The 26,381-nt window shown below is 72.2% G+C and carries 23 protein-coding genes and 2 pseudogenes; 15 read left to right on the top strand and 10 right to left on the bottom strand.

Translation table 11 applies throughout. From position 1 onward, the window contains the following. Window positions 1–46 precede the first annotated feature (46 nt). A complete protein-coding gene (gene acsA / locus WME95_RS25330; protein ID WP_437911023.1) occupies window positions 47–1,834 on the bottom strand; it encodes an acetate--CoA ligase in 1,788 nt (595 codons plus the stop codon). 331 nt (window positions 1,835–2,165) lie between these two features. On the opposite strand from acsA, the gene WME95_RS25335 reads away from it, so the two are divergent. The 9 genes and pseudogenes from WME95_RS25335 to WME95_RS25375 all read left to right on the top strand — a co-directional run bounded on the left by WME95_RS25335 (window position 2,166) and on the right by WME95_RS25375 (window position 8,702). Continuing rightward, window positions 2,166–2,447: an N-ATPase subunit AtpR gene (locus WME95_RS25335; protein ID WP_437901960.1), complete on the top strand. Its 282-nt coding sequence runs from the start codon at window positions 2,166–2,168 to the stop codon at window positions 2,445–2,447. Further along, a complete protein-coding gene (gene atpB / locus WME95_RS25340) occupies window positions 2,444–3,121 on the top strand; it encodes a F0F1 ATP synthase subunit A (RefSeq protein ID WP_437901961.1) in 678 nt (225 codons plus the stop codon). The genes WME95_RS25335 and atpB overlap by 4 nt, the downstream gene beginning before the upstream one ends. Further along, window positions 3,118–3,360: a F0F1 ATP synthase subunit C gene (locus WME95_RS25345; RefSeq protein ID WP_437329463.1), complete on the top strand. Its 243-nt coding sequence runs from the start codon at window positions 3,118–3,120 to the stop codon at window positions 3,358–3,360. The genes atpB and WME95_RS25345 overlap by 4 nt, the downstream gene beginning before the upstream one ends. A 3-nt stretch (window positions 3,361–3,363) precedes the next feature. After that, window positions 3,364–4,116, top strand: a complete 753-nt coding sequence (gene atpF, locus WME95_RS25350) for a F0F1 ATP synthase subunit B (protein ID WP_437901962.1) — start codon at window positions 3,364–3,366, stop codon at window positions 4,114–4,116. Continuing rightward, on the top strand, window positions 4,103–5,662 hold the full coding sequence (locus WME95_RS25355) for a F0F1 ATP synthase subunit alpha (protein WP_437901963.1): 1,560 nt from the start codon (window positions 4,103–4,105) through the stop codon (window positions 5,660–5,662). Before atpF ends, WME95_RS25355 begins: the two co-directional genes overlap by 14 nt. Beyond that, window positions 5,649–6,524, top strand: a complete 876-nt coding sequence (locus WME95_RS25360) for a F0F1 ATP synthase subunit gamma (protein ID WP_437901964.1) — start codon at window positions 5,649–5,651, stop codon at window positions 6,522–6,524. The genes WME95_RS25355 and WME95_RS25360 overlap by 14 nt, the downstream gene beginning before the upstream one ends. Before the next feature lie 2 nt (window positions 6,525–6,526). Then, window positions 6,527–8,051, top strand: a pseudogene (gene atpD, locus WME95_RS25365) (F0F1 ATP synthase subunit beta); the annotation flags it as partial. Next, on the top strand, window positions 7,984–8,373 hold the full coding sequence (locus WME95_RS25370; RefSeq protein ID WP_437911024.1) for a F0F1 ATP synthase subunit epsilon: 390 nt from the start codon (window positions 7,984–7,986) through the stop codon (window positions 8,371–8,373). The pseudogene atpD and the gene WME95_RS25370, both read left to right, overlap by 68 nt. After that, the gene (locus WME95_RS25375) at window positions 8,370–8,702 is read left to right on the top strand and encodes an AtpZ/AtpI family protein (RefSeq protein ID WP_437911025.1); all 333 of its coding nucleotides are present in this window, start codon (window positions 8,370–8,372) and stop codon (window positions 8,700–8,702) included. Before WME95_RS25370 ends, WME95_RS25375 begins: the two co-directional genes overlap by 4 nt. Window positions 8,703–8,704: 2 nt before the next feature. Here WME95_RS25375 and WME95_RS25380 read toward each other — a convergent pair whose 3' ends face one another. The 3 genes from WME95_RS25380 to WME95_RS25390 are packed head-to-tail and all read right to left on the bottom strand — an operon-like array spanning window position 8,705 to window position 11,141. Next, the gene (locus WME95_RS25380; RefSeq protein ID WP_437901965.1) at window positions 8,705–8,962 is read right to left on the bottom strand and encodes an acyl carrier protein; all 258 of its coding nucleotides are present in this window, start codon (window positions 8,960–8,962) and stop codon (window positions 8,705–8,707) included. A 3-nt stretch (window positions 8,963–8,965) separates the two neighbouring features. Continuing rightward, window positions 8,966–10,162 carry a dihydrolipoamide acetyltransferase family protein gene (locus WME95_RS25385; RefSeq protein ID WP_437901966.1) on the bottom strand — a complete coding sequence of 399 codons (1,197 nt, stop codon included), beginning with the start codon at window positions 10,160–10,162 and terminating at the stop codon, window positions 8,966–8,968. Then, the gene (locus WME95_RS25390) at window positions 10,155–11,141 is read right to left on the bottom strand and encodes an alpha-ketoacid dehydrogenase subunit beta (RefSeq protein WP_437901967.1); all 987 of its coding nucleotides are present in this window, start codon (window positions 11,139–11,141) and stop codon (window positions 10,155–10,157) included. Before WME95_RS25390 ends, WME95_RS25385 begins: the two co-directional genes overlap by 8 nt. 389 nt (window positions 11,142–11,530) lie before the next feature. Here WME95_RS25390 and WME95_RS25395 point away from each other — a divergent pair, with 389 nt between their 5' ends. Both WME95_RS25395 and WME95_RS25400 read left to right on the top strand, forming a co-directional pair. Beyond that, window positions 11,531–13,132, top strand: coding sequence for a DUF262 domain-containing protein (locus tag WME95_RS25395; RefSeq protein WP_437901968.1), 1,602 nt, complete (start codon window positions 11,531–11,533; stop codon window positions 13,130–13,132). Continuing rightward, window positions 13,132–14,355 (top strand): type II toxin-antitoxin system HipA family toxin, encoded by a 1,224-nt coding sequence (locus WME95_RS25400; RefSeq protein WP_437901969.1) that lies wholly within the window; start codon window positions 13,132–13,134, stop codon window positions 14,353–14,355. The genes WME95_RS25395 and WME95_RS25400 overlap by 1 nt, the downstream gene beginning before the upstream one ends. A gap of 114 nt (window positions 14,356–14,469) precedes the next feature. Here the strand turns inward: WME95_RS25400 and mgtA are convergent, their stop codons facing one another. The 3 genes from mgtA to WME95_RS25415 all read right to left on the bottom strand — a co-directional run bounded on the left by mgtA (window position 14,470) and on the right by WME95_RS25415 (window position 19,178). Then, on the bottom strand, window positions 14,470–17,037 hold the full coding sequence (gene mgtA / locus WME95_RS25405; RefSeq protein WP_437901970.1) for a magnesium-translocating P-type ATPase: 2,568 nt from the start codon (window positions 17,035–17,037) through the stop codon (window positions 14,470–14,472). Between the two features lie 46 nt (window positions 17,038–17,083). Beyond that, window positions 17,084–18,064 (bottom strand): pyruvate dehydrogenase (acetyl-transferring) E1 component subunit alpha, encoded by a 981-nt coding sequence (gene pdhA, locus WME95_RS25410; RefSeq protein WP_437901971.1) that lies wholly within the window; start codon window positions 18,062–18,064, stop codon window positions 17,084–17,086. 154 nt (window positions 18,065–18,218) lie between these two features. Beyond that, a complete protein-coding gene (locus WME95_RS25415) occupies window positions 18,219–19,178 on the bottom strand; it encodes a ribose-phosphate diphosphokinase (protein ID WP_437901972.1) in 960 nt (319 codons plus the stop codon). Window positions 19,179–19,433: 255 nt separating this feature from the next. Here WME95_RS25415 and WME95_RS25420 point away from each other — a divergent pair, with 255 nt between their 5' ends. Then, window positions 19,434–19,889, top strand: a complete 456-nt coding sequence (locus WME95_RS25420; RefSeq protein WP_437746175.1) for a CBS domain-containing protein — start codon at window positions 19,434–19,436, stop codon at window positions 19,887–19,889. 60 nt (window positions 19,890–19,949) lie between these two features. Then, window positions 19,950–21,305, top strand: a complete 1,356-nt coding sequence (locus WME95_RS25425) for a phosphoribosyltransferase family protein (protein WP_437901973.1) — start codon at window positions 19,950–19,952, stop codon at window positions 21,303–21,305. Between the two features lie 36 nt (window positions 21,306–21,341). Here the strand turns inward: WME95_RS25425 and WME95_RS25430 are convergent, their stop codons facing one another. Beyond that, on the bottom strand, window positions 21,342–22,499 hold the full coding sequence (locus tag WME95_RS25430; protein WP_437901974.1) for a CapA family protein: 1,158 nt from the start codon (window positions 22,497–22,499) through the stop codon (window positions 21,342–21,344). A 117-nt stretch (window positions 22,500–22,616) separates the two neighbouring features. Between WME95_RS25430 and WME95_RS25435 the strand changes: the two genes are divergently transcribed. Together WME95_RS25435 and WME95_RS25440 are read left to right on the top strand one after the other, a co-directional pair. Continuing rightward, window positions 22,617–23,042: a CBS domain-containing protein gene (locus WME95_RS25435; RefSeq protein ID WP_437901976.1), complete on the top strand. Its 426-nt coding sequence runs from the start codon at window positions 22,617–22,619 to the stop codon at window positions 23,040–23,042. A gap of 461 nt (window positions 23,043–23,503) precedes the next feature. Beyond that, the gene (locus WME95_RS25440) at window positions 23,504–24,898 is read left to right on the top strand and encodes a glycoside hydrolase family 15 protein (RefSeq protein ID WP_437901977.1); all 1,395 of its coding nucleotides are present in this window, start codon (window positions 23,504–23,506) and stop codon (window positions 24,896–24,898) included. A 53-nt stretch (window positions 24,899–24,951) separates the two neighbouring features. Here the strand turns inward: WME95_RS25440 and WME95_RS25445 are convergent, their stop codons facing one another. Both WME95_RS25445 and WME95_RS25450 read right to left on the bottom strand, forming a co-directional pair. Continuing rightward, window positions 24,952–26,148 (bottom strand): helix-hairpin-helix domain-containing protein, encoded by a 1,197-nt coding sequence (locus WME95_RS25445; protein ID WP_437901978.1) that lies wholly within the window; start codon window positions 26,146–26,148, stop codon window positions 24,952–24,954. A gap of 11 nt (window positions 26,149–26,159) precedes the next feature. Next, window positions 26,160–26,312, bottom strand: a pseudogene (locus tag WME95_RS25450) (hypothetical protein); the annotation flags it as partial. Window positions 26,313–26,381 lie beyond the last annotated feature (69 nt).

A 26,381-nucleotide genomic window follows, 5' to 3' on the forward strand; every position in this document is an offset into this window, starting at 1 on the left:
CGGCGAGGCCCTCAGCCGCCCGGGCGCCTTCCTGTCCGCGGGGCGCTCACGGCGCCTCCTCCCCGGCCGTGCCGTTCGTCCCCGTGGCCGCCTCGAGCGTGGACAGGTCGCCCTCGGGCAGACCGAGCTCGCGCGCCCGGAGCAGCCGCCGCATGATCTTGCCGCTGCGCGTCCGCGGCACCGAGCCGGCGAAGGCGATCTCGCGCGGCGCGACCGCCGGCCCGAGGTGCTTGCGCGCGAAGCCGATGAGCTCCCGCTCGATGTCCGGGGACGGAGCGTGCCCGGGCTTCAGCGCGACGAACGCCTTGACGACCTCGCCGGCGATCGGGTCCGGCCGCCCGATCACGGCGGCCTCGGCCACGGCGGGGTGCATGAGCAGCGTGCTCTCCACCTCGAAGGGACCGATGAGGTGCCCGGCGCTCTTGATGACGTCGTCGTCGCGCCCGACGAACCAGTAGTATCCATCCTCGTCTCGCCGGGCGAGATCGCCGCTCAGGTACCAGCCACCCGCGAAGCACTTCGCATAACGCTCGGGGTTGTTCCAGTAGGCGCGAAACATCGATGGCCAGCCGGGGCGCAGCGCGATCTCCCCCTCCACGTCAGGCTGCTCGATCACCTCGACACCCCCCTCGGGTGTGCGGCGGACGATCGCCGCCTCCACGCCAGGCAGCGGGCGCCCCATGGATCCCGGGCGGACATCCACGGAGGCGAGGTTGGCGATCATGATCCCCCCCGTCTCGGTCTGCCACCAGCCGTCATGGAAGGGGCGCCCGAACACCTCGTTGCTCCATGACACCGCGTCCGGATTCAGGGGCTCACCCACGCTGGCCATGAAGCGCAGCGCGCGGAGGTCGCGGGCGCGGAGCGGCTCCACGCCGGCTTTCATGAGCATCCTGATCGCCGTCGGCGCGGTGTACCAGACCGTGATGCGCTCTCGCTCGAGGATCTCGTACCAGCGCTCGGCGTCGAAATCGGCCTCATCGACGACCAGGGTCACGCCGTTCGTCAGCGGCGCGAGGATGCCGTAGGAGGTGCCTGTCACCCATCCCGGGTCCGCCGTGCACCAGAAGATGTCGTCCGGATGGAGGTCGAGGGCGAGCCTCCCGGTCACATGGTGCATCAGCACGGCTGCGTGGACGTGGAGGGCGCCCTTCGGCGTGCCCGTCGTCCCGCTCGTGAAGTGCAGCAGGGCCGGCGCTTCCGGGTCGGTCGGCGGGACCTGCGCCGCGGCGGGCGCCCCGTCGAGCAATCTACGGTAGGAGAGCGTCCCCGGCGCCTCGCCGTCCACGAGGATCACGTGCTCGAGCCACGGCAGCTCGCCGCGGATCGGCGCGACCCTGCGCGCGTAGAGCCGCGACGTGGTCACCAGCACGCGCGCCTCGCCGATGCTCATCCGCGCGCGCAGCGGCTCGGGGCCGAAGGCCGAGAACAGGGGACAGAAGATCGCCCGGTGCCTGAGCGCGCCGAGCGCGGCGACGTAGAGCTCCGGCGTCCTGCCGAGCAGCGTATAGACGCGATCTCCCGGCCGGACCCCCAGGCCGGCGAGCGCGCCGGCGAAGCGGGCCGTGAGCTCGGCGAGCTCCCCGTAGCGGATGTCCACCCGCTCTCCGTCCTTGCCGAGCCAGCGGATCGCGACGCGATCCCTGCCGGCGCGCGCGGCATGACGGTCCACGGCTTCGTAGGCCATGTTGAGCCCCTGTCCGCCGGGCAACCCGGTCAGCTCGGCCCGCGCCTCCGCCCACGAGAAGCGGCGGCACGCCTCCGTGTAGTCGGCGAGGTTCGGCGGCGGCTCTCCCGCGCCGCGAAGCTTCGTGATCTGCCTCGGCGCCTCCATCATCGCCTCCCCTGACCGGCACGCAACCGCCGTACCGGGCGCGGGCTCTTGCCCTCGGCGCCGAAGTGGCGACAAAGAGCCCACGCCGCCCAGGCGGCCACGGCCGCTCCGCACGCTGCTCGCGCAACGCACGCACACGCGCGCTGCGGCGCTTCCGCAGCGCCAGGCTGGCCTTCGCCGCGAGCGCCCCAGAGCTCGGGGTCGCCGTCACCTCCGCTCCGGGGCCGTGGGATCACGCCTTTCGATCGGGCGCCGCTCTCTTATTGATCCGGCTTGGTCCGGCACGCCGCCGGCGCGCGGAGCGGGCGGCCCGGAGCGCAAGGAGCACGGCATGTCGTCCCTCATCTGGTCCCTGGTCGGCGCGTCGCTCGCGGCGGCCTTCTTCGGCGCGCTCGCCCGCTCCGTCCGCCGGCTCCTCGCCGAAGGCGCCACCGCGCGGGCGCTGCTGCTGCACACGGGGCGGTGGATCCTGCTGCTCTCGGCGCTCACCGCGATCGCGCGGCTCCACGGCCGCGCCCTCCTGCCCGTCGCGGCAGGGTTCGCGCTCGTCCAGGCTGCGCTCTGCATGGTCGCGCGGGCATGGCCGCGTCCGGCGGAGGACAGGCGCGCATGAGCTCGCCGCTCGCCGAGCCCGCCCTCTTCCACGTCGGTCCCGTGCCCTTCGCGGAGAGCACGCTCACGAGCGTCGCCATCACGGCGGCGCTCGGGGGCGCGAGCGCCCTGATCGGACGGCGGCTGTCCGTGAGGCCAGGCAGGCTCCAGGCCGCCGCGGAGGTCGTCGTCGTCGCGATGGGCGATCAGATCCGCGCCATCCTCCGGCGCGATCCCGCGCCCTACCTGCCGCTCCTCGGCACGCTCTTCCTCTTCCTCGTCACCGCCAACTGCGCCGGCGTGCTCCCCATGGTCCATGCGCCGACCGAGCGCATCGAGACGCCGCTCGCGCTCGCGCTCATCGTCTTCTTCTCCGTCGCGGGCTACGGCGTACGCGCGCACGGCCCGCTCGGCTATCTCAAGCATTTCCTCGAGCCGAGCCCGCTGCTCGCGCCGATCCACCTCCTCTCGCAGGCGACCCGGACCTTCTCCCTGATGATGCGCCTGCTCGGGAACATCATGAGCCACGGGCTCGTGCTCGCCGTGGTCGTCTCGGTGGCCGGCCTCCTCGTCCCCATCCCCGTCATGGCGTTCGCGCTGTTCGTGGGGATCGTGCAGTCGTACATCTTCACCGTGCTCGCGGCCGTCTACGTCGGCGCGGCGATCGAGGAGCAGGTCGACGGGAGGGCCGCGTGAGCGCGGAGAGCCTGAGCATCCTCGGCGCCGTGCTCGCGGTCAGCGCCGGGGCCGTCGGGCCGGCGTTCGCCGAGGGCCGCGCGATCGTCGCGGCGATGGAGGCGATCGCCCGCCAGCCGGAGGCGAGCTCGACGATCGCGCGGACCCTGTTCGTCGGCCTCGCGATGATCGAGGCCACGGCGATCTACTGCCTCGTGGTCGCGCTCGTCCTGCTCTTCGCCAACCCGTTCGTGCGCTGAGCCATGCACGTCTCCGGCTGGAACATCGCGCTGCAGACGGTCAATTTCCTCGTGCTCGCCTGGCTCCTCCAGCGCTTCCTGTGGAAGCCGGTCGCCAGGATCGTCGAGGCGCGGCAGCGGGACGCCGCGGCCCTGCTCGGCGATGCGCGCGAGGAGCGCGCGCGGGCGCAGCGGGCCGAGCAGGAGGCGCAGGTCAGGCGCGCGGCGCTCGAAGAGGAGGGGCGCCGCGCGCTCGAGGCGTCGCTGCGCCGCGCCGACGGGGAGGCGCAGCGGGCCCGCGAGGAGGCGGAGCAGAAGGCGCGCTGCCTGCTCGAGCAGGCGCGGGCCGAGATCGCGGAGGAGCGGGCGCGCGCGCTCCGCGAGCTCGAGGCGCAGGCGACCGAGCTCGCGATCGCGATCGCGGAGAGGCTGCTCCGCGAGGCGTCGGCGGGGCAGGACGCCCTGCTGGTCGCCCGGGCCATGCAGACCCTGGACGAGCCGGAGCAGCGGCGGCTCGTCGCCCGGCAGCTCGACCAGCTCGACGAGGCGCGCGTGGAGGTGGTCTCGGCGAGCCCGCTCGGGAAGGACGCGGAGCAGCGGCTCCGCGCGTGGCTCTCGGGGGTCGCCGCGCGCCCCGTGGCCCTGGTGTTCCAGGTCGATCCGTCGATGGTCGCGGGCCTTGCGCTGCGCTTCCCCCACGGGGTGTGGCAGCTCAGCTACCGGGCGTGGCTCCAGCGGATCGCGGCCGCCCTCGAGGTGCGGGATGGGGCTTGCTGAGGACCTCGGCGGCTGGGTGGCGCAGGCGAGGGACCGCGCGCGCGGCCTCCCTCTCGGGCCGGAGGCGCGGGAGGTCGGGCGCGTGCTCCGCGTGGCCGACGGCATCGCGACCGTCAGCGGCCTGCCGAGCGCGAAGCTCGACGAGGTCCTCGTCTTCGAGGACGGCACGCGCGGCCTCGCGGTGGCGCTCGATCCCGGCGCGATCGGCTGCGTGCTGCTCGGTCCGGACAGGGGCATCGCCGCGGGCTCCGCCGTCCAGGGGACGGGCAGGGTGATCGACGTGCCCGTCGGCGAGGCGCTGCTCGGGCGCGTCGTCGACCCGCTCGGGGCGCCGATCGACGGGGGCGGGCCCCTCGGCGGGGCGGCGCTCTCCCGCGCGCGCGCGCCGATCGAGCGCCGGGCGCCGTCCATCGTCGATCGCGCCCCCATCGCCGAGCCGCTCTTCACGGGGATCCTCCTCATCGACGCGATGCTCCCGCTCGGGCGCGGCCAGCGCGAGCTCATCATCGGCGACCGCGGCACCGGAAAGACCGCGATCGCGGTCGACGTGATCCTGAGCCAGCGGGAGACCGATGTCGTCTGCATCTATGCGGCGATCGGCCAGACCTCGTCCTCGGTCGGCGCGGTGATCGACGCCGTTCGCCGCTACGGCCCGAAGAACCGGACCACGTGCGTCGTCGCCGCGCCGGACGCCACGGCCGGGCTCCAGTGGCTCACCCCCTACGCGGCCTGCTCGATGGCGGAGCACTTCGTCGAGCGCGGCGGGCACGCGCTGCTCGTCCTCGACGACCTCACGAGCCACGCCCTCGTGCACCGGCAGATCTCGCTCTTGCTGCGCCAGCCCCCGGGGCGCGAGGCGTTCCCGGGCGACGTGTTCTACCTGCACTCGCGGCTGCTGGAGCGGGCCGCGAAGCTGACCGGGGCGCTCGGCGGCGGCTCCCTGACCATGCTGCCCATCGCCGAGACGCAGGCCAGCAATCTGAGCGCCTACATCCCGACCAACCTCATCTCGATCACCGACGGGCAGATCTTCCTCGACCCGCGCCTCTACAACGAGGGATGGAAGCCCGCGATCGACGTCGGCAAGAGCGTGTCCCGCGTGGGCGGCAAGACGCAGACGCCCGCGATGCGCGCCGTCGCGGAGAGCCTCCGGCTCGAGTACGCGCAGTTCCTGGAGCTCGAGCTGTTCGCGCGCGTCGGCGGGGGCGCGGAGGAGGCCACGAAGCGAGCGCTCGAGCGCGGTCGAAGGGCGCGCGCGGCGATGGCGCAGCCGCTTCACCGGCCGCTGTCGGCGGGGCGGCAGATCGCCTTGCTGACGGCGCTCCAGGAGGGCTTGCTCGACCCGCTCCCGGCGGCGGCGATCGACGCGTTCCGCGAGGCGCTCGACCGCGGGCTCCCGGCGCGGTGTCCCGCGACGCTCGCGCGGATCGAGGCGGGCATAGAGCCCACGCCGGAGGAGCGCCGCGCGCTCCTCGCCGAGCTGGCCGCGATGGCGGCCGAGGTCGGAGCTCGCGGCGACGAGGGGCGAGGCGATGGACGCGGCTGAGCTCGCCGCGCGGATCCGCACGCTCTCGCAGGCGGCGAAGGTGGTCGACGCGATGCGCTCGGTCGCGGCGTCGCACCGGCGGCAGGCCAACGACGCCTTCATGGGGTTCGAGCGCTACGCCGCGGCGACGCGGGAGGCGCTCGGCCAGGCGCTCGAGCTGCTCGACGCGGAGGAGGGGCGCGCGCCCTTCGAGAAGCCCGCCGGCGCCGCCGGCGCCCGGCGCGTCGTGGTCCTCTTCTCGGAGCATGGGTTCGTCGGCGCGCTCAACGAGCGGCTGCTCGACGCGGCGCTCCGCGTCGCCGGCGAGGATCCGGGGCCGGCGGAGCTCGCTGCGCTGGGCACGCGGGGGCTCCGGCTCTGCCGCGACCGCGGCGTCGCCGCGCTGGCCTCGGGCCCGCTGCCGTCGACGATCTCCGGCGTCGGCCCGGCCGCGGATCGGCTCACGCGGGACGTGTTCGGCGCGATCGCCGGCGGCGCGATCGCCTGCGTCGATCTGGTGTTCGCGCGGCGCGCCGGCGCGCTCGGGTGGGGGCCCGAGGCGCTCCGGCTGTTCCCGCCGGAGCGCGGGTCCGGGGCGGAGGCGGCGCGTGGCGAGCCCCCGCTGCGCACGTTGCCGGCGGCCGCGCTCGTCGCGCGGATCATCGAGGAGCACTGCCTGGCCCAGGTGGTCTGGGCGCTCGGCGAGGCGTTCGCGTGTGAGCGCGCGGCGCGCCTCGCGGCCATGGAGGCGTCGCAGCGCAGCCTGCGGGAGGAGCTCGACGAGCTCTCGCGCGCGGAGCGCACCGCGCGGCAGGAGGCGATCACGAGCGAGCTCCTCGAGATCGCCGCCGGCGCGGAGCCGCTGCGCGAGGCGGAGGGGTGACGATGGCGGGCGGCGACGGAGCCGGCGCGGGGCGGGCCGAGGGCGCCGTGCGCAGGGTGCGGGGATCGGTGGTCGACGTCGCGTTCCCCGCCGGTGCGCTCCCACGCACGGGCGAGGCGCTGACGCTCGATGTCGACGGCCGCCGCCTCGTGCTCGAGGTGCAGCAGCAGCTCGATCCCGAGCACGTGCGGACGGTGGCCCTCGGGTTCACCGGGGGCCTGCAGCGCGGGGCGCGCGTCGCGGCCGCCGGGACGCCGATCACGGTGCCCGTGGGAGAGGCCGCGCTTGGCCGGCTTGTCGACGTCCTCGGTGACCCGCTCGATCGGCGCGGCGCTTTCCCGCCGGACGCCCCGCGCCGCCCGATCTCCCGACCGGCGCCGCCGCTCGAGGCCGAGGTGCGGGCGCGCGAGGCCTATCCCACGGGCATCAAGGTGATCGACCTGCTCGCGCCGCTCGCGCGCGGGGGCAAGGCAGGGCTCTTCGGCGGGGCCGGGGTCGGCAAGACGGTGCTCTTGATGGAGCTCATCCGGAGCACGATCTCGAAGCAGCGCGGCGTCGCTGTGTTCGCGGGGATCGGCGAGCGATCGCGCGAGGGGAACGAGCTCTGGCTCGAGATGCGCTCCTCGGGGGTGCTCGACCGGACGGTGCTGGTCTTCGGCCAGATGAACGAGCCGCCGGGCGCGCGCTTCCGCGTCGGGATGACGGCGCTCGCGCACGCCGAGTTCTTCCGCGACGAGCGCGGGCAGGACGTGCTGCTGCTCATCGACAACATCTTCCGCTTCGTCCAGGCCGGCAGCGAGGTCTCCGGCCTCCTCGGGCGCCTGCCCTCCCGGGTGGGCTACCAGCCCACGCTCGCCACGGAGATCGCCGAGATCGAGGAGCGGATCGCCTCCACCGCGCGCGCATCGATGACGTCGATCCAGGCCGTGTACGTCCCCGCCGACGACATGACCGATCCGGCGGTCGCGCAGATCCTCACGCACCTCGACGCGGCGATCGTGCTCTCGCGCAAGCTGTCGAGCGATGGGATCTATCCGGCGATCGACCCCCTGACCTCGAGCTCCATCTTGATGGACCCGCTCGTCGTCGGCGCAGGCCATTACCGGACCAGCGCGCAGGTCCGCCGTACGCTGGCGGAGTACCGGGAGCTCGCCGACATCATCGCGATGCTCGGGATCGAGGAGCTCTCGCCGGAGGACCGGCGCACGGTCGCGCGGGCGCGGCGGCTCCAGCGGTTCCTCACGCAGCCGTTCGTCGTGACCCAGCCGTTCACGGGGCGCGCGGGCGCGAGGGTCGAGGTCGCCGAGTGCATCCGGGGGTGCGACGCGATCCTCGCCGGAGAGTGCGACGACTGGCCGGAGGCCGCGCTGTACATGGTGGGCACGCTCGACGAGGCGCGCGCGCGGGTGAAGGGATCATGAGGCTCACGATCGTGACGCCGGCGGCGCTGATCGCGGAGGTGGATCCGGTCCGCCACGTCCGCGCCGAGGACCCGACGGGCTCCTTCGGGATCCTCCCGGGGCACGCGGACCTGCTCACGGTGCTCGTCGTCTCGGTGCTCGTGTACCGGGACGAGGCGGGGCGCGAGCGCTTCGTGGCGGTGCGCGGCGGTGTGCTGACCGTCCGCGAGCGGCGGGCGGTCGAGGTCCTCACCCGCGAGGCCGTCGCGAGCGACGACCTGGACCAGCTCGAGCGCGACGTGCTCGTCCGCTATCGCCGCACGGCCGCCGCCGAGGAGGAGGCCGCCCGCGGCCTGCGCCGGCTGGAGGGAGCGCTGCTGTGCCGGGTGGCCGACCACCTGCGGCTCACGGGGCCGCGCCATGGGGTCCCTCGGCTGGAGCCGCGGTGACCTCCCCGGGAAGCGAGGGACCGGGGCGCGCGCCGAGGGAGCCCGATCCCTTGCACGAGGGCGTCGTCCGGTTCGGCGAGCGGCGCAGGCGCTGGGCATGGGAGCGGGGGCGGCCGCTGGGGCTCGCGCTGTCCCTGGTCGGCCTCGGGTGGCTCGTCGTGCTGCCGGCCCTGCTCGGGCTCTTCGTGGGGAGCTGGCTCGACGCGCGCTTGCGGACAGGCGTCATGCTCCGGGCCGGCCTCGGTCTGCTCGGGCTCGCGCTCGGCTGCACGAGCGCGTGGCGGTACGTCGCGCGCCAGCTCCGGCGCGGTGACCGCGGGCACGGCTGACGCTACGCCGCGCGCTGCGCGAGCGTCTTCGCCAGGTAGTCGGTGCACCCGCGGACCGTCGCGATCCGCCGGTAATCCGACTCGGGCACGCCCACGGCGAGCGCCGCGTCGAGGGCCGTCACGAAGCGAAGGAAATCCATCGAATCGATGTCGAGCTCCTCGCGGACGTCACGGTCGGGGCCGAGCGCCCCGACGTCCGCCTCCGGCGCGATGCGCTGGAGCTCCCGGCGCACGACGGCCTCGATCTCGTCCTTGTTCATCGGTCAAAGTCCCTCCGGTCGTTGCAGGAGCGCGCCCAGCGAGGCGAGGTAGGCGGCCGCGCGGTGGCCGTCCGTCACCCGGTGGTCCGCGGCGAGCGTCGCGTTCACGAGCGGCCGCGGCACCACGCGGCCGTCGACGACCCACGGCCGCTCGGCGATCTTCCCGAGCCCGACGATGGCCACCTGCGGCGGAAAGATGACGGGAAACACCGTCTCCACGCCGCGCTCCCCGAGGCTCGTGACGGTGATCGTGGGGTCGCTCATCTCGGAGCTGCGGAGCGTCCCGGCCCGGGCGCGCTGGACCAGGTCCTTCAAGGCGGCCATCAGCTCGTCGAGCGGCAGCCGGTCCGCGTCGTGCAGCGCCGGCGCCACGAGCCCGCCGCCCCGGAGCGACACCGCCACGCCGAGGTGGATCCTCGGGGCGGGCGGCGCCTCATCCCCCTCCCAGCGGGCGTTCAGCTCGGGGACGTCACGCAGGGCGAGCGCCGCCGCCTTGAGGAGGAGCGCGCCCGGCAGGAGCCTCCCGGCCACGTTGCGCTCCGCGTTCTCCCGCTCGACCCAGGACATCGCCGTGCGGAGGTCGATGGTCGTACCGAGGTAGAAGTGCGGCGCCTCGCGCTTCGATCGGGCCATCGCCGCCGCGATCGCCCGGCGCATGCGGGCCGACGCCTCCTTGGTCATGGCATCGGCCGCCGCCTCCTTCGTGCCGGCCGCCGCCGCCCGCTCGACATCCACGGCCTCGACGGCGCCGTCCGGTCCCGTCCCCTGGACCCGCGCAAGGTCGACCCCGAGCTCCTGCGCCCGCCGCCTCGCGCGGGGAGACACGCGCGGCCCCTGCGCGAGGGCCGCGGGCGGCGACGCGGCCTCGCGCGGCGCCCCGGCGACCGCCGGGGGAGGAAACGGCGGCGCGGGCGCGGCAGGCGCGGCAGGCGCGGCGGGTGGGGGCGCGCCGGCCGCAGCCTCACGCCCCTCGAGGATCACGGCCATCGGCGTGCCGACGGGCACCTTCTGCCCGGGCTCCACGAGGAGCCGGTCGATGACGCCGCTCGTGAACACCTCGACCTCCACGAGCCCTTTCTCCGTCTCGACCTCGGCGATCACGTCGTCGCGCGCGACGCGGTCCCCCACCGCGCGGCGCCACTTCACCAGCGTCCCGGCCTCCATGTCCGCGCCGAGCGAGGGCATCAGGAACTCAGACATCGCGCCGCACCGTCCTCTCCACGGCGGAGACGATGCGCGGGACCTGCGGCAGCGCCGCCTCCTCGAGGTGGCGCGCGTAGGGGATGGGCACCTCGGCGCTGCACACCCGCGCGACGGGCGCGTCGAGCTCGTAGAACGCGCCCTCCATGATCCGCGCGCTCACCTCGGCGGCGAGGCTCCCGCTCCGCCACCCCTCGTCGATGAGCACGGCGCGGTGCGTCCGCCGCACGGTCGCGAGGATCGCCTCCTCGTCGAGCGGCCGCAGGCACCGGAGGTCCAGCACCTCGGCCTCGACGCCGCGGCCCGCGAGCTGCTCGGCCGCGGCGAGCGCCTTCGGGACCGAGCCGCCGTGCGCGATCAGGCTCACGTCGCGGCCCGCGCGCCGCACCTCCGCGCGGAAGGGAGCCGCCGGGGGCGCCTCGTCGTCGAGCTCGCCCTCCATGGGGTAGAGGTACTGGTGCTCGAAGACGACCACCGGGTCCGGATCGTCGAGCCCGGCCAGCAGCATGTCGCGCGCGTCCTGCACCGTCGCGGGCGCGAGGGCCTTGAGCCCGGGCACGTGCGCGTACCAGTTCTCGAGGCTGTGCGAGTGCTGCGCGGCGAGCTGGCGGCCGCCCCCCGTGGCCATGCGCACGACGAGCGGGATCGTGAACTGGCCGCCGGACATGTGCCGGAGCGTCGCCGCGTTGTTCACGATCTGGTCGAGCGCGAGCAGGCTGAAGTTGACCGTCATCACCTCGACGATCGGGCGCGCCCCGCCGAGGGCGGCGCCGATGCCGGCGCCGACGAAGGTCGACTCGGCGAGCGGCGTGTCGCGGACCCGCTCCGGGCCGAACTCCTCGAGCAGGCCGGCGCTGCACGCGTAGGCGCCGCCGTAGCGGCCCACGTCCTCGCCCATCAGGAAGGCCCGCGGCTCGCGCCGGAGCGCCTCGCGCAGCCCGGAGCGGACCGCCTCGCGGTAGGTCGCCGTCCGCTTCATGTCACGGGTCCTCCCGGGCGCAGAGCAAGCGGGTCAGGGCCTCGACCGGCGGGGCGGGCCCTGCCGTGCTGCGCGCGTTCCTGGTCTGGCCGGGTGCCTCCCCTCATCACATTCAGGCTCCGAGAGACGCGGCCGAGCAACGAGCGTACCGGCGCCGAGGCGCTCGGGGCTGGCCCGCTCGGCGCTGCGAGCTCAGCGGCGAGGTGCGCCGTGATCTCCTGATGGGGGGGCGGCCGGACGTCGGCCGCCGTCGAGTTGGGCACCTGCGCATGGGCGTGCCGCGCCGTGTGCGCTTCCCACGAGCTGGTACAGCCGCTACCAGTATCGATTGCTGGAGTGTACGCGCGTCCCACCTGCACCCGCACGAGGCGGCTGGTATGCTCGCCCCGATGACTCAAGCCTCCCACGCCACGGGCGCGATCGAGCTCGAAACGAAGACGTTCAGCGTGGCCAAGCTTCTCGACGCGATCCGCACCGGACGCATGAGGATTCCGCGGTTCCAGCGTGGATTTCGGTGGAGCGACGAAGATCGCCGGCTGCTCTTCGACAGCCTTCAGGCGGGCTATCCGATTGGCACGCTCCTGCTCGCTCGCGGCGAGGCACCGGCCGACCGGGTCACCCTCGGCGGATATTCGATCGATGTACCCCCTACCCCGGACGCGCTTTGGGTCGTCGACGGGCAACAGCGCCTGAGCACCCTGGCGACGGCGCTCCTCGAGGATCACTCAGGTGCCTACCGTGCCATCTATTTCGATCTCGAGACGGAGCGCTTCGAGATCGGCACCCGGCGCCGCGCTCCTCCGCCGCACTGGGTGCCCGTGCACACGCTATCGAGCTCGTCGACCCTCAACAAATGGCTACGCGAACGGGCGATGTCGGATCGGATCTCGGACCGCGCCGACGAGATATCGCGGCGAATCCGCGAATACACGGTCCCCGCGTACCTCGTTCCGTACGATGGGCGCAACGACGCGTTGCTCAAGCAGATCTTCGCCCGCATCAATCGGCGCGGCAGGGCCCTCGAGAGCTACGAGGTCTTCCAGGCCCTGCACGCGAGCGTGCTCGGCGCGAGGGGCCCCATCGACCGCGTGCGCGACGACCTCGCACAGATGGGGTTCGGGCCCATCGACGCACGCCAGGTGGAGCGCGCGGCCCTGGCCGTCGCCGGCGGCGAACCGGGGGGCTCTCTCGAGAGGGACGTTCCCGAGGCGCAGGTTCCGGCGCTGTTCGACCGGGTCTTGAAGAGCCTCGCCGCTGCGATCGAGTTCCTCGCGAACGATGCGGGCGTGCCCCACGTAGACCTCCTACCCTACGGAGGGCCCCTGCCGCTCTTGGCGCGGCTCTTTGCGGAACACCCGACCCTTCATGCTCGCAATCGTGATCTCCTCCGGCGCTGGTTCTGGCGCGGCACCCTCACCGGGCACCATCGCACCGACAACAAGGCCGACCGGCCCAGATGGAGAGCCATCGTCGCGGACGAGCACGCCTCGGTGCAAGCCCTCCTCAAGCTGCTTCCGGCGGTGACGGAGGACAGTCTCCCCGAGTCGCTGGCGCCGTTCCGGCGCGGGACCGCTCGGGTCGACATTGAGTTGCTCGCGATGTTCGCGCTCGGGCCGCGGGTGCTGAGCGGCGACGACCGAGGTGCCGAGATCTCGATCCCATCGCTGATCAGCAATCCAGAGTTCCCGTGGCAGATCGCCGAGCCCGTGCCCGGCCAGGAGAAGACGAGCGCCCTCTTCCTGTTGCACGCCCCCATGGATCAAAAGGCCCTGCATGAAATCGATCCGTGCGACGAGCTCCTGTCGACGCACGCGATCGACCCTGCTGGGTTCCGGGCACTCCTCGCCGGGGACGTCGCAGAATTTCAGCGGCGTCGCGCCGGCAGCTTGCTCCTGCACCTGCGCGCGTTCCTCAGAGGACAAGCGGGGATCGGAGCGGCCGACCGCGATCGCCCGCCGCTCGACGCGTATTTCTCGGACGGGGACGCCTGATGCTCGACGTCCTGCTCCATGGCCAACGCGTGGGTACGCTGGTTCGCGAACCATCGACCCGGATCATCTCGCTCGTCCTCGAGGAAGCCTACATGGAGGACGCAAACCGCCCTGTTCTTGGACAGCAATTCGAGGACCGCCGCGACCACCGCGTCTTCCGCCAGGCCGCGCGCCTCGGCAGGCTCCCCACGTTCTTCGCAAACCTGCTGCCGGAGGGGGCCCTGCAGGCCATCGTGGCGTCGCAGCACCTTGCGGACGACGAGGCCTCCACCCTGGCTGTCGTGGGCGAGGACCTCCCGGGAGCCGTCGTCGTCCGGCCCGCCGGAGCCGAGTCGGCCAAGGCGACCGAAGGCGACCGGACCTTTGACGAGCCGCCCGTCGCCCCTTCTTCCATCGGACCGGGAGGATTGCGCTTCTCGCTGGCGGGGGTGCAGCTCAAATTCTCGGCGGTCCGCGATCCAAGCAATCGCTTCACGCTGCCCTTTCGCGGCCGAGGGGGCCGCTGGATCCTCAAGTTCGGATCGCCCACCTACCCTGGGCTTCCTGAGAACGAGCACTGGACGATGCAATGGGCTGCCCGGTGCGGGCTCGCCGTCCCGCGCAACGAGCTCATCGAGGTCGCATCCATCCATGGACTGGACCCCAGGTTTGCTGCCCTCGACAGGTACGTTTTCGCGATCGAACGCTACGACCGCGCCGGCGACGACACCCGGATCCACCAGGAGGACTTCGCCCAGGTGCGCGGCATCCTCCCCGAGCAGAAGTACGGGGGAGCGAGCTACGAGGCGCTGGCCCGCTTCATCGGTGATCTCTGCGGACACGACGATCTGCTCGAGTTCGTGCGACGCGTGGTATTCACCATCGTGTCGGGCAACACCGACATGCACCTCAAGAACTGGTCGCTCGTCTATCCCGACCGACGCGGCGCGCGGCTCGCCCCCGCCTATGATCTGGTATTCGTGCGCCAGTATCTCCCCACCGATCAGCTCGCGCTGCCGCTCGTGAAAGAGCGCGATCCGCTCCGGATTGGCTGGGAGCATTTCACGCGGGTCGAGAAATTCCTCGCGCGTTTCGGCCTTGACCTCCAGGTGGTGGCGACTGCCCGGGAATTTCTCGCGCGCTGCGTAGACGACCTGCGAACGCATCGGGACGAGCTCGAGGACCCCTATCGCAAGAGCCTGGAGGCGTACGTCGACGCGCTACCCCTCGTGCGCACCAGCTGATCGAGCTGCCCAGGCGAGGGGGACGCCGGCCGCATGCGAGTGAGGCGGATCGGAATCTCGTGAAGTCGGTACGGCCCGGCGTCCGGGCACCGGCGGCCGAGCGGCGGCCCCGTGTCACGCGAAGATGCGCCGCATCAGCGCGCGTTTGATCGCCTCGACGATGGCGAGGTAGGTCAGCGTCGCGCCCGCGAGGAACAGGAAGAAGCCGGGCGGCAGCGGCACGAAGCCGAGCAGCCCGGCGAAGGGGCTGTACGGCAGCGCGAGGGCCACGGCCACGACGCCGAGCGTGGTCGCCGCGAGCGCGCGGCTCGGAGAGCTCTTGAAGGAGCTGCCCATCGTGCGGATCACGAAGATCACGAGCGTCTGCGTGGCCAGCGACTCGACGAACCAGCCGGTGCGGAAGAGCGGGGCCGGCGCGCGGAACACGCGGAGCAACACGTAGAAGGTGAGGAAGTCGTACAGGGAGCTGATCGGCCCGATCACCATCATGAAGCGGCGGATCAAGGCGATGTCCCACCGCCGCGGCTTCCGGACGAAGCTCGCGTCGACGTTGTCCGTCGGGATCGTGATCTGCGCGAGATCGTAGAGGAAGTTGTTCAGGAGGATCTGCGCGGGCAGCATCGGCAAGAACGGGAGGAGCACCGAGGCCCCGGCCATGCTGAACATGTTGCCGAAGTTCGAGCTCGTCCCCATGAGCAGGTACTTCATCACGTTGCCAAAGGCCTTCCGCCCCTCGAGGATGCCCGAGCGCAGCACGTCGAGCCTGCGGTCGAGCAGCACGATCTCCGCGGCGTCCCTGGCCACGTCGACGGCGCCGGCGACGGAGATCCCGACGTCGGCGGTGTGCAGCGACGGCGCGTCGTTGATGCCGTCGCCGACGTAGCCGACCACGTGACCGCGGGCCTTGAGCGCGCGGAGGACGCGGTTCTTCTGCGCCGGCGAGACGCGCGCGAACACGCGGGTGCGCTCGGCGAGGTGGGAGAGCGCCGGGTCGTCGAGGCGATCGATCGCGCCGCCGAGGACGATCTCGCCGGGATCGAGGCCGACCTGCCGGCAGACGTGCCCGGCGACGAGCTCGCTGTCGCCCGTCAGGATCTTCACGTCGACCCCTTCCTCACGGAGCGCGCCCACGATCCCGGCGGCGTCGGGGAGCGGCGGATCGACGAACGCGAGCAGCCCCGCGAGCGTGAGATCGACCTCGTCGTCGCGCCGGTACGCCGGCCTGGCCGGCACGCCGCGGTAGGCGACCGCGAGCACCCGGTAGCCCTGCTGGCCGAGCGCATGGAACGCCGCCTCGCACCGCGCGCGGGCGGCGTCGTCGAGCGGCCGCACCTCGCCGCTGGCCTCGTACGAGGTCGCGATCGCGAGGACGCTCTCGGGCGCGCCCTTGGTCACGAGCAGCCGCTCGCCCTGGCGCTCGGCGACCACGCTCACGCGGCGCCGCTCGAAGTCGAACGGCAGCTCGTCGAGCTTGTGGAAGCCGTCGATGTCGGGGTGCTCGTGGCGCAGCACGGCCGCGTCGAGCGGGTTCACCGGGGATCTGCGGAGCACGGCCGCGTCGACGGGGTTGTCCACGCCGCTCTCGAAGTAGCTGTTCAGGTAGGCGAGGAGGAACGGCCTCTCCGACGGCTCGCCGAGCGGGTCCACGTGGGCCTCGAGCTCCATCTCGCCCGTGGTGAGGGTCCCCGTCTTGTCGCTGCAGAGCACGTCGATGCTGCCGAAGTTCTGGATGGCCGAGAGGTTGGTGACGATGACCCGCTCGCGCGCGAGCCGCACGGCGCCCTGCGCGAGCGTGACGGTGATGATCATCGGCAGGAACTCGGGCGTCAGCCCCACGGCCAGGGCCACCGCGAAGAGGAGCGACTCGAGCGGCGGGCGCCCGAGCGCGGCCGTGAGCGCGATGACGAGGAGCACCAGGAAGAGCACGAGCTTGAAGATGAACGCCCCGAACTGCGCCATGCCCCGCTCGAACTCGGTCTGCGGAGGGCGGCTCGCGAGGATGTGGGTGATGCCGCCGAAGGCGGTGTCGGCGCCGGTCGCGAACACGACCGCGGTCGCGGTGCCGCTCACCACCGACGACCCGAGGAACACCGCCTGGGTCATCTCGTCCGGGCCCTTCGCGGTCGAGGGCCCAGGGTCGGGGCTCTTCTCGGCGGGCAGCGGCTCGCCGGTGAGCGCGGCCTGGTGCACGTGCAGGTCCTTGGCCGTGAGCAGGCGCGCATCGGCGGGGACCAGATCGCCCGCGGCGAGCCGCAGGACGTCGCCCGGCACGAGCTCGCGCCGCGGGAGCTCGCGGAACACCCCGTCTCGCAGCGTGGTCGCGGTGGGCGCGACCTGGGCGCGGAGCCGCTCGACCGCGCGGTGGGATCGCCGCGTCTGCACCGACTCGACCGCGACGCTCAGCGCCACGATGACCACGACGACCGCCGCGTTCGTCAGGTTGCCGAGGACCGCCGACACAACGCTGGCGAGCAGGAGGATGATCACGAGCGGGTTCGCGAAGCGGCGCAACACCTGGACGACGGCCGCCTCTCGCCTCGTGGTGGCCGCGGGCTCGTTGGGGCCGAACCGCCCGAGCCGCTGCCGCGCCTCCTCGCTCGTCAGCCCGCGCGGTGAGGTCCCGAGCCGCTCGAGCAGCGCCGCGACGGGCAGGCCCGAGAGCCGCTGCGCGTTCGCGTCCATGCGCCCACCAACTCCGCCTTCTCCTCGCCGCACTTCGCGGGCGCGGTCACGCCGCCTCCCGGGCGTAGACGAAGCGGGTCAGGTCCTCCACCGGCTCGATCGGCGCCTCCTCCGCGGCCTCCACGGCCGCCTCGACCTCGGCCGCGACCTCGCCCAGGATCCGGGCGAGCGCGCCGTCGTCGAGCAGCCCGTCGGCGCGCAGCCGCGCGACGAACAGGTCGATGGGGTCGCGCTCCCGCCAGGCGGCCACCTCGCTCTTGTCCCGGTATCTCTCGGCGTCGTACATCGAGTGCGCGCGGAACCGGTACGTCAGCAGCTCGAGGAAGCGGGGGCCGGCCGCCTCCCTCACGGCCGCGGCCGCGCGCCGCGTGGCCTGCTCCACGGCGAGCACATCCATGCCGTCGACCTGCTCGGCCGGCACGTGGTGAGCCGCGGGGACGTCGATGAGCCGCGGGTTGGCGGCGTGGCGCGCGAGCGCCGTCCCCATGGCGTACTGGTTGTTCTCGCAGAGGAAGAGCACCGGCAAGCTCCAGAGCGCGGCGAGGTTCAGCGACTCGTGGAACTCCCCCTCGTCGGTCGCGCCGTCGCCGAAGAACGCCGCAGTGACCCGCCGCCGGCCGGCGAGCTTGTCGGCGAGCGCGAGCCCCACCGCGATGGGCAGGCCGCCGGCCACGATGGCGTAGCCGCCGTAGAAGCGCCGCTCCACGCAGAACAGGTGCATCGACCCGCCGCGCCCGCGGGCGCAGCCCGTCGCCTTCCCGTACATCTCGGCCATCGCCGCGGCGGGCGAGACCCCGCGCTGCAGCGCATGGCCGTGGTCGCGGTAGGCGGCGACCACGGCGTCGTCGTCCTCGAGCGCCCGCATCGCCCCGACCACGACCGCCTCTTCACCGATGACCAGGTGGAGGAAGCCGCGGATCTTCTGGAGCGTGTACAGCTCGGCGCACCGCTCCTCGAAGCGGCGGATGAGCAGCATCGCCCGGAGGACGGCGAGCGCCTCGGCAGGAGGGATCCCGAGCGAGCTCATGAGGGCCCCTTCGAACGACGCAGCCTCCTGCTCGGCACCAGCGCCTCCATCCAGCACACCTCCGCGACAGGGCTCGGTTCGGGCAACGATCGTACCGGCGCGGGCGCTTCCCGTCGTCGGCGCCGCTCATGGGTCCTCCTGCTCGGGTGCCGGCTCAGCGCGGAAGGCCCGCGGCCTCGCCGCGCGCGAGCAGCGCCTCCAGCGACCCGCCGTCGTGGAGGAGCCGGATGGCCTCGGCCAGGAGCCCATCCAGACGGACGATCTCGACGGGGATCGCCGCGCCTGTGGCGGCAGCGACGCTGTCGGTCACGAGGAAACGGCGCACCGGGAGCGCGGAGAGCCGGGCCATCGCCGGGCCGACGAAGAGGCCGTGCGTCGCGATGACGGCGATGTCCGGCGCGCAGCCCGCCGCGAGCAAGGCGTTCACGGCGGCCTCGATCGTCCCGCCGGTGCTGATCATGTCGTCGACGAGGAGGGGCGACCGTCCCCGCACCTCGCCGGTGATGGCGTGGACGCTGACGTCCTCGCCGCTCAGGCGGGTCTTGTGCACGACGGCGACCGGCAAGCGGAGGAGCCGGGCATGGCGATCCGCGAGCTTCGCGGCGCCCAGGTCCGGCGCCACGATGACGCTGCGCTCGGAGACAAAGGGTCTCGCCGCGTCCGAGAGCAGCGGCGCGGCGCTCAGGTGCTCGAGCGGGATGGAGAAGAACCCCTCGAGCGCGGCGTTGTGGAGGTCGACGGCCACCACGCGCGAGAGGCCCGCCGTCCTGAAGAGATCGGCGACGAGCCGGGCCCCTACCGGCTCCCTTTCCGAAGCGCGGCGGTCGTGGCGGGCATAGCCGAAATACGGCACGACGGCCGTCACGCGCGGAGCCCCTGCGCGGCGACACGCGTCCGCGAGGAACAGGAGCTCGGCGATGTGCTCGTCGACCGGTGGGCTCGTCGGCTGGAGGAGAACCACGTCCCGCCCTCGCACGCTCTCCCGTAGCTGCACGTGAAGCTCGCCGTCCGCGAAGCGGCGCACCAGGGCATCGCCCAGGCCGACGCCGAGGCGCTCCGCCACGGCCTGGGCGAGAGGGAGGTTCGCGTTGCCCGCGAAGAGGCAGATCTCCATGGCTGCTCCGCTGCGCCGCCTTCCGTGTCGTGGGGGCTCATGGCGCTGCTCATTCGAGCTGTGACCGCTCTCCAGATGCAACCCCAGGGCCTGATCTGTCCAGCAACGTCCGCCCGCCTCCGCGTCATCACGCCTTTCCGCCTGATCTGTTTGCTCGCCACGTGCCATAGAAGCGCACCGGCCTCCATGACCCTTCGGGCATGGGCTTCCCGGAGCCGACGCCGGCTCCATGGAGCGTTCGTTGGGAGGAATGCCGTGACAACTGCGGGAGAGCTCTGCAATCGGCGCGTCGTCACCATCGGCAAGACCGAGACCGTGATCGAGGCCGCCCGCCGCATGCGGGCGCACCACGTCGGCAGCCTGGTCATCGTCGACGAGCCCGCCGGGAGGACCGTGCCTGCCGGCATCATCACCGATCGCGACATCGTGGTCGGCGTGGTGGCGAACGCGAGTCCCTACCTGGAGTCTCTCCAGGTGGCGGATGTCGCGACCGAGCCGCTGATCACAGCGCGAGAGCAGGAGGACCTCCTGGACGTCCTCGGCAGGATGCGCGCCGAGAGCATCCGCCGCGTGCCGGTGGTGAACGACGAGGGGGTGCTCCAGGGAATCATCGCCTTCGACGATCTCCTCGAGTTCCTGTCGGACGAGCTCTCCGAGCTGAGCGCGCTGGTGACGAGGCAGCAGCGGCGGGAAGCGCAGAGGAGGATCTGAGGGCCGGGTGTGTCAGGGGCGAGGACGTCACGGCCAGCACGCGACCGGAGGAGGGGCTTCATGCTGTTTCGAGATCGCGTTGATGCGGGGCGCCGCCTGGCCTTCGCGCTGGGTCGCTACCGCGACGACACGCCCCTCGTGCTCGGGCTCCCGCGCGGCGGCGTCCCGGTCGCCTACGAGGTCGCTCGGGCGCTCAAGGCGCCGCTCGACGTCTGGGTGGTGCGCAAGCTCGGCGCCCCGGGGTACGAAGAGCTGGGCATGGGCGCCATCTCGGAGGGGGGAGAGGTGTACCTCAATGAGGAGGTGCTCGCGGAGCTCGGCGTCCCCCAGGAGGAGGTCGCGGAGATCGTGGACCGCAAGGCCGCCGAGGTCGAGTCGCGCGTGCGGCGCTTCCGGCGCGGCCGGCCGCCGGTCGACGTCGAGGGCCGCACCGTCATCGTCGTCGACGACGGCATCGCGACCGGCGGGACCGTGCGCGCCGCGCTCCGGGCCATCCGGCGGCGCGGGCCGAGGCGCCTCGTCCTCGCGGTCCCGGTCGCGTCCGCAACGACGCTCGAATCCCTGCGCCCCGAGGTCGATGAGGTGGTCTGCCTCGACGCGGATCCGCACCTGTTCGCGATAGGCGCCTATTACCAGGACTTCCGCCAGACCACGGACGATGACGTCGTGGAGCTGCTCGAGCGGGCGCGCGGCGGCGGCGCGGGCGCGGAAGGCGAGGAGGGGCCGGCTGGCCCGCCGGAGCCGGCAGAAGAGCTCTCCGTCGAGCTCGCGCTCGATGACGGCGCGCGCCTCCAGGGCAGCCTGACGATCCCCGCCGGGGCAACAGGCATCGTCCTGTTCGCGCACGGGAGCGGCAGCAGCCGGCATAGCCCGCGCAACCGGTACGTCGCCGAGGTGCTCCAGAGCGCCGGGCTGGCCACATTGCTCTTCGACCTCCTCACCGGCGAGGAAGAGGCGGTGGATGAGCGGACTGGCCACCTCCGGTTCGACATCGAGCTCCTCGCGGGGCGGGTCATGAGCGCGGCCCTGGCCACGCGCGAGCAACCCGAGACGAGCGCGCTCCGGATCGGCTACTTCGGCGCGAGCACCGGCGCCGCGGCCGCGCTGGTCGCCGCGGCGAGGCGGCCGGATCTCGCGGACGCCGTGGTGTCGCGGGGCGGGCGCCCCGATCTCGCCGGCGCGTACCTCGAGCAGGTCCGCGCGCCCACGCTGCTCATCGTCGGGAGCGCGGACACCGAGGTGCTCGCGTTGAACCGGCAGGCGCTCGAGCTCCTGCGCGGACCGCGACAGCTCGCGATCGTGGAGGGAGCGACGCACCTGTTCGAGGAGCCAGGGACGCTGGAAGAGGTCGCGCGCGCGGCGAGCGCGTGGTTCGTTCGCTACCTGGCGCCCCGGGCGCTCGAGGCGACCGCGTAACCGCACGAGGGCAGCAGCGGCGCGGTGCTCGCGGAATCAGCTCCAGCGCAGCAGCAGGCTGCCTTCCTCCCCGAGCTCGACGCTCGTCCCGAACCGCGCGCCCTCTCGGCTCAGCACGTCCCTCAGCCAGAGCGCGTCCTCTTGCGCGGCGCGGTGGAGGCGAAATTTCAGCATCCGCAGCGGTACCAGCTCCAGACCGACGAGCTCGCCGGTCCCCGCGCGCAGCGTGGCAAAGTACATCATGGCCAGATCGCCTCGATAGGCCTCGTGTCCGCTGATGCCCTCATAGTCGTTCACGAAGTCGCCGCAGCCGTAGAGGATCAGCCGCCCCGCGTGGACCTCGATCGCCTTCGGATGATGCGAGGAGTGCCCGTGAACCACGTCGACGCCGGCGACGTCGACGAGGGCGTGGGCGAGCGTGACCTGCTCCTCCGGGACCTCGTACCCCCAGTTGGGGCCCCAGTGGATCGAGGCCACGACGATGTCGCCCTCCCGCCTGGCCGCCCGCACCGCGGCCAGCACGCGACCGACCTCCACGGGAGACGACTCATCGACCAGGTGAATGCCCGGGCGGTCCACCGAGGCGCCCCAGCGCCGCGGGATGCCGCTGGTCTCCGAGCCCAGCGAGAAGATGAGGACCCTCCCCTCGCCCTCGCCCTCGATCTCGATGAGCGCTGGCGCCGCCGCCTCATCGAGGTCGCGGCCCGCGCCGGCCGTCGTCACGTTCGCCGACCGGAGCGCGGCGATCGTGTCAATCAGCCCGGCAACTCCCCAGTCGAGGACGTGGTTGTTTGCCAGCGCGCAGCAGCCGATCTGCGCCGCGGTGAGGCACGAGACGTTCCCCGGGTGCATCCGGTAATTGATACCCTTGAGACACGGCTCATCGCTGGTCGTGATCGCCGTCTCGAGGTTGACCAGCCGGACGGCGGGCGCCCGCCGGCTCCACGCGTCGAGCGCGGCCCCCCAGACGTAGGAGGAATCGACGGGCCGGGGAATGGGGCCGCTCGCGCGCTCGGCGAGCTCGACGTAACCCCTCGCGTCCTCCACGGCCAGCTCGTACAGCACCGGATCGCTGGGGCACGGCAGGATCTGATCGATCCCCCGGCCGGTCATCACGTCACCGCAGAGAGAGATGGTGACATCACCCGCAGTCGACGTGCCCTGGGGCCGCTCCCTCGCCGCGCCTTGCATCATGGGTCGCCGCTCCATCGACCTGCACGAGTTGCAAGGGAGAGACCAGGTGGCTCACGCGGGCGGCGCGGCTCATCGACGGATCGATCGGCCCGCGAGTTGCACCGAGCGTGGAGCGAGATGCCATTGCCCAGGATCCGCGCCGCCAGGCTCATGACCGAGACCCCCCGGACAGTGCGGGTCGACGACCCCATCGGCGAGGCGGTGGACGTGCTCCAGACGACGGATTTTCGGCACCTTCCGGTCGTCGACGAGCTGGGTGAGCTGGTCGGGATGCTCAGCGATCGCGACCTGCGCGCGCTATGGGTGCCCTACGCGGAGGACACCGCGGCGGTGGACGCAGCGCTGCAGCAGGCCCGCGTGCCGGTGTCCGTGATGATGAGCAGCAATGTCGTGAGCGCCAGTCCGGACGCGGACGTGACCGAGCTCATGGAGCTCATGCTCGACAACAAGATCGGCGCGGTCCCGGTCGTCGACGGAGAAGGTGTGTTGCTCGGTATCGTCAGCTATGTGGACGTCTTTCGCGGGATCCTCGGGGAGGCGTGACCCGTCTCCCATTGCTGCGGCGGCCGCATCGAAGCGCCGCTGCGGCCGAATTCGAAGTTCCCAGATCCCTGGTCGAGGCCGCGACGCTGCACGACCTCGAGATCACGGAGATCTCTCACGGCGCAGCCGTGACCGTCGCCTCGACGTCTGAGACGCCCTCACGACGGCGCTCCGCGGACCCAGGAGGCCGCCGGCCAAGCCCAGCTCTTGCAATGCTCGCCAACGATGGCTCCTCCCGGATCGCCCTTCGGATCATGGTGGATCGACCGGTTCGAGGCCGGGCGCAGCGAGATCGCCTCCGTGCGAGGTGGATAGGACACCGATCCTGTTGACCAAGCGAGAAATGAGCCGCCGAGTACGCCAAGAGTGTTCTCCGTTCTTGGCGTACTCGGTGCGCTTGGCGGCCGGAAGCCCGCGCTTTTCAGGCAGTTTTAAACCGTTTGTAGCTCCAGGAGGTCGACGTGAGAGCACAGGGCCTGCGAGAATGGCTCCAGCGGGACACGGAGCGCGCCGAGGTGCTCCTGTTAAAGAATGTATCGCCTCCGGGATCCATCCCCGGAGCCATCGTGGCTTCCCCATCTCGCTCGAACCCGAACTACTATTTCCATTGGGTTCGGGACTCCGGCATCGCGGTGAAGGCCGTCCTCTCCCTGTACCAGTCGGCGACGACGCGACCCGCGGCCCGGCAACGGTATTTCAACCTGCTGATGGATTCCGTGGATTTTTCCAGGCACATCCAGCGGACTGCCCTGCACAGCCCTGCCGGGCTGGGTGAGCCGAAGTTCACGATAGACGGTGAGCCCTACTCGGGGCCATGGGGACGTCCGCAGCACGACGGACCTGCCATTCGAGCCATCGAGCTCACGCGTCTGGCCTTCGTCCTTCTGAGCGAGGGCAAGCGGGAGCTGGTGCGTGAAAAGCTCTACGATGCGAAGCTGCCGACCGACTCGGTGATCAAGACGGACCTGGAATACATCTCGCACCACTGGCGCGAGCCCTGCTTCGATCTCTGGGAAGAGGTGTGGGGACACCATTTCTTCACGCGGCTCCTGGAGCGGACCGCCCTCATCGAGGGGGCCGCGCTCGCAATGAAGCTCGAGGACGCCGGCGCGGCCCGCTGGTATCTCGAGCAGTCGCGAGCGCTGGGCGATGAATTGCTCTTGCACTGGGATCCCGGGCGCAATCACCTCGTCGCGACCCGTGAGCCGGACGGACGGCCGAGCCCCCGGAGCGGCCTGGACAGCTCGGTCGTCGCCGCGACGTTGGGCGGATATGCCACGGAGGACGACCTCCACCCCGAAGGGAGTTGTGTTTATCCAGTGGACCAGGAGCAGGTGCTCGCGACGGCCGCGGCGCTGGAGCGCACCTTCGAGGCCATGTACCCGATCAACGATCCGTCGAGGCGTATCGAGGGGACCGCCATCGGCCGCTACCCGGAAGACCGCTACGATGGATATCGCGGGGATTCGCTCGGTAACCCGTGGCCAAGTCTCACGATCGCCTTCGCTGCGTATTACTACAAGCTGGCCGAACGCTACCTGAGGCAGGAGAGGGCCGTCCTCACCTCCACGAGCCTGCCGTTCTTCCAGAGGCTGCCGCTGGAAGACACGCGCTTCCGCCCAGGCGAGGAGCTCCTCCTCGGCGACCCGCGCTTCGACGAGGTCGTCGGCGCGCTCCGGCGCAAAGGGGACGCGTTCCTGGGTCGAGCGCATCACCACATCGATCCCGGAGGATCGCTGTCAGAGCAGATGAATCGATTCACCGGTCATCAACAAGGGGCTCCCGATCTGAGCGTGAACTATGCCGTTTATATGCTCGCGGCTGAAATGAGCGGGCATCTGCCGTCTTGTCGCTGAACCGCGGAGAGAATCGGTCGTCGCCGCCGCGCAGCGCGCGGCGCAGGGGGCGCTCATCCAGCCGATGACAGCGGGCCGTCGCGCCTGCGCCGGCCGATGAGCTCGAGGAGCTCCGCGCGAGGCGCGGTGTTCGCGATGTCCGCCGCGGCGCACCAGCCCCGCCGCGCCTGATCGATCCCGTGGCGCATGAAGTCGAGCTCCCCCACGGCGTGCGCGTCGGTGGCGACCACGAGCTTCGCGCCGGCCTCGCGCGCGAGGCGGATGTGGACGTCGCACAGGTCCAGGCGCTCGGGCTGCGCGTTGATCTCGAGCAGCACGCCGAGCTCGCGCGCGGCGCGCGCGATCCGCGCGACGTCCAGCGCGTACGGCTCGCGCTTGCCGAGGAGGCGCCCGGTCGGATGGCCGAGGGCCGTCACGAACGGGCTCTCGAGCGCGCGGAGGACGCGGCGCGTCATCGCGGGCTCCGGCATCGTGAGCTTCGCGTGCACGCTGGCGACGACGTAATCGAGCGCTGCCAGCGCCGCGTCGTCGAGGTCGAGCGACCCGTCCTCGAGGATGTCGACCTCGGCGCCGTGCAGGATCGCGATCCCGCCGATCGTCCGGCGGAGCCTGTCGACGGGCTCGCCCTGCCTCGCGGACACGAGGATGTCGACGTCGCCCACCGTCTCCTTGCGGCGCCGGAGGCTGCCCGCCACCTCGACGGCCAGGGCCCCGCGCGCCGCCCGGAGGTGCTTGAGCAGCGGCGCGACCTGCGCCTCGGCGTCCGCGAGCCGCACGCGCCCGGCGGTCGCCCGCCGCTTCACGCAGCCGTCGAGGATCGTCGCGGCGAGCTTCTCGCCGAAGCCGCGCACCGCGAGGAGGCGACCCGACCGCGCGGCCTGCTCGAGCTCGTCCGCCGTCTCGATGCCGAGCCTCTCGTACAGCAGCCGCGCGCGCTTCGGCCCGAGCGACGGGATCCGCATCATCTCGACGAGGCTCTCGGGCGTCTTCGCCGCCAGCTGCTTCAGCAGCGGCAGCTCGCCGGTCTCGAGGAGCTCGACGATCTTGCCCGCGAGATCCTTGCCGATTCCAGGCAGCGCGGTGAGCGCGCCCGCGCCCTCGCGCTCGACAATCCCGGCCACGGGCTCACCGAGCGCCGCCAGCGTGCGCGCCGCGGTGCGGTAGGCCCGCACGCGGAACGGGCTCTCGTCCTGGATCTCGAGCAGATCCGCCACTTCCTCGAAGATGCGCGCGATGTCGACGTTCTCCATGCGCCCCCCGTTCACGCCTGGACGAGCTTCCGGAGCTCGCCCTCCGTCAGCAGGGCGACGCCGAGCGCCCTTGCCTTCTGGACCTCTTCGCCGGGGCTCTCGCCCAGCACGACGTAGTCCGTCGACGCTCCGACGCTTCCGGACGCGCGTCCGCCGGCCCGGCGGACGAGCTCCTCCGGCGGCGCGGCTCATCGCGGGATCCGATGGTCCGCGAGTTGCCTTGAGCGAGGAGG

It is taken from the genome of Sorangium sp. So ce327, assembly GCF_051530205.1.
Lineage (GTDB): Bacteria > Myxococcota_A > Polyangia > Polyangiales > Polyangiaceae > Sorangium > Sorangium cellulosum_B.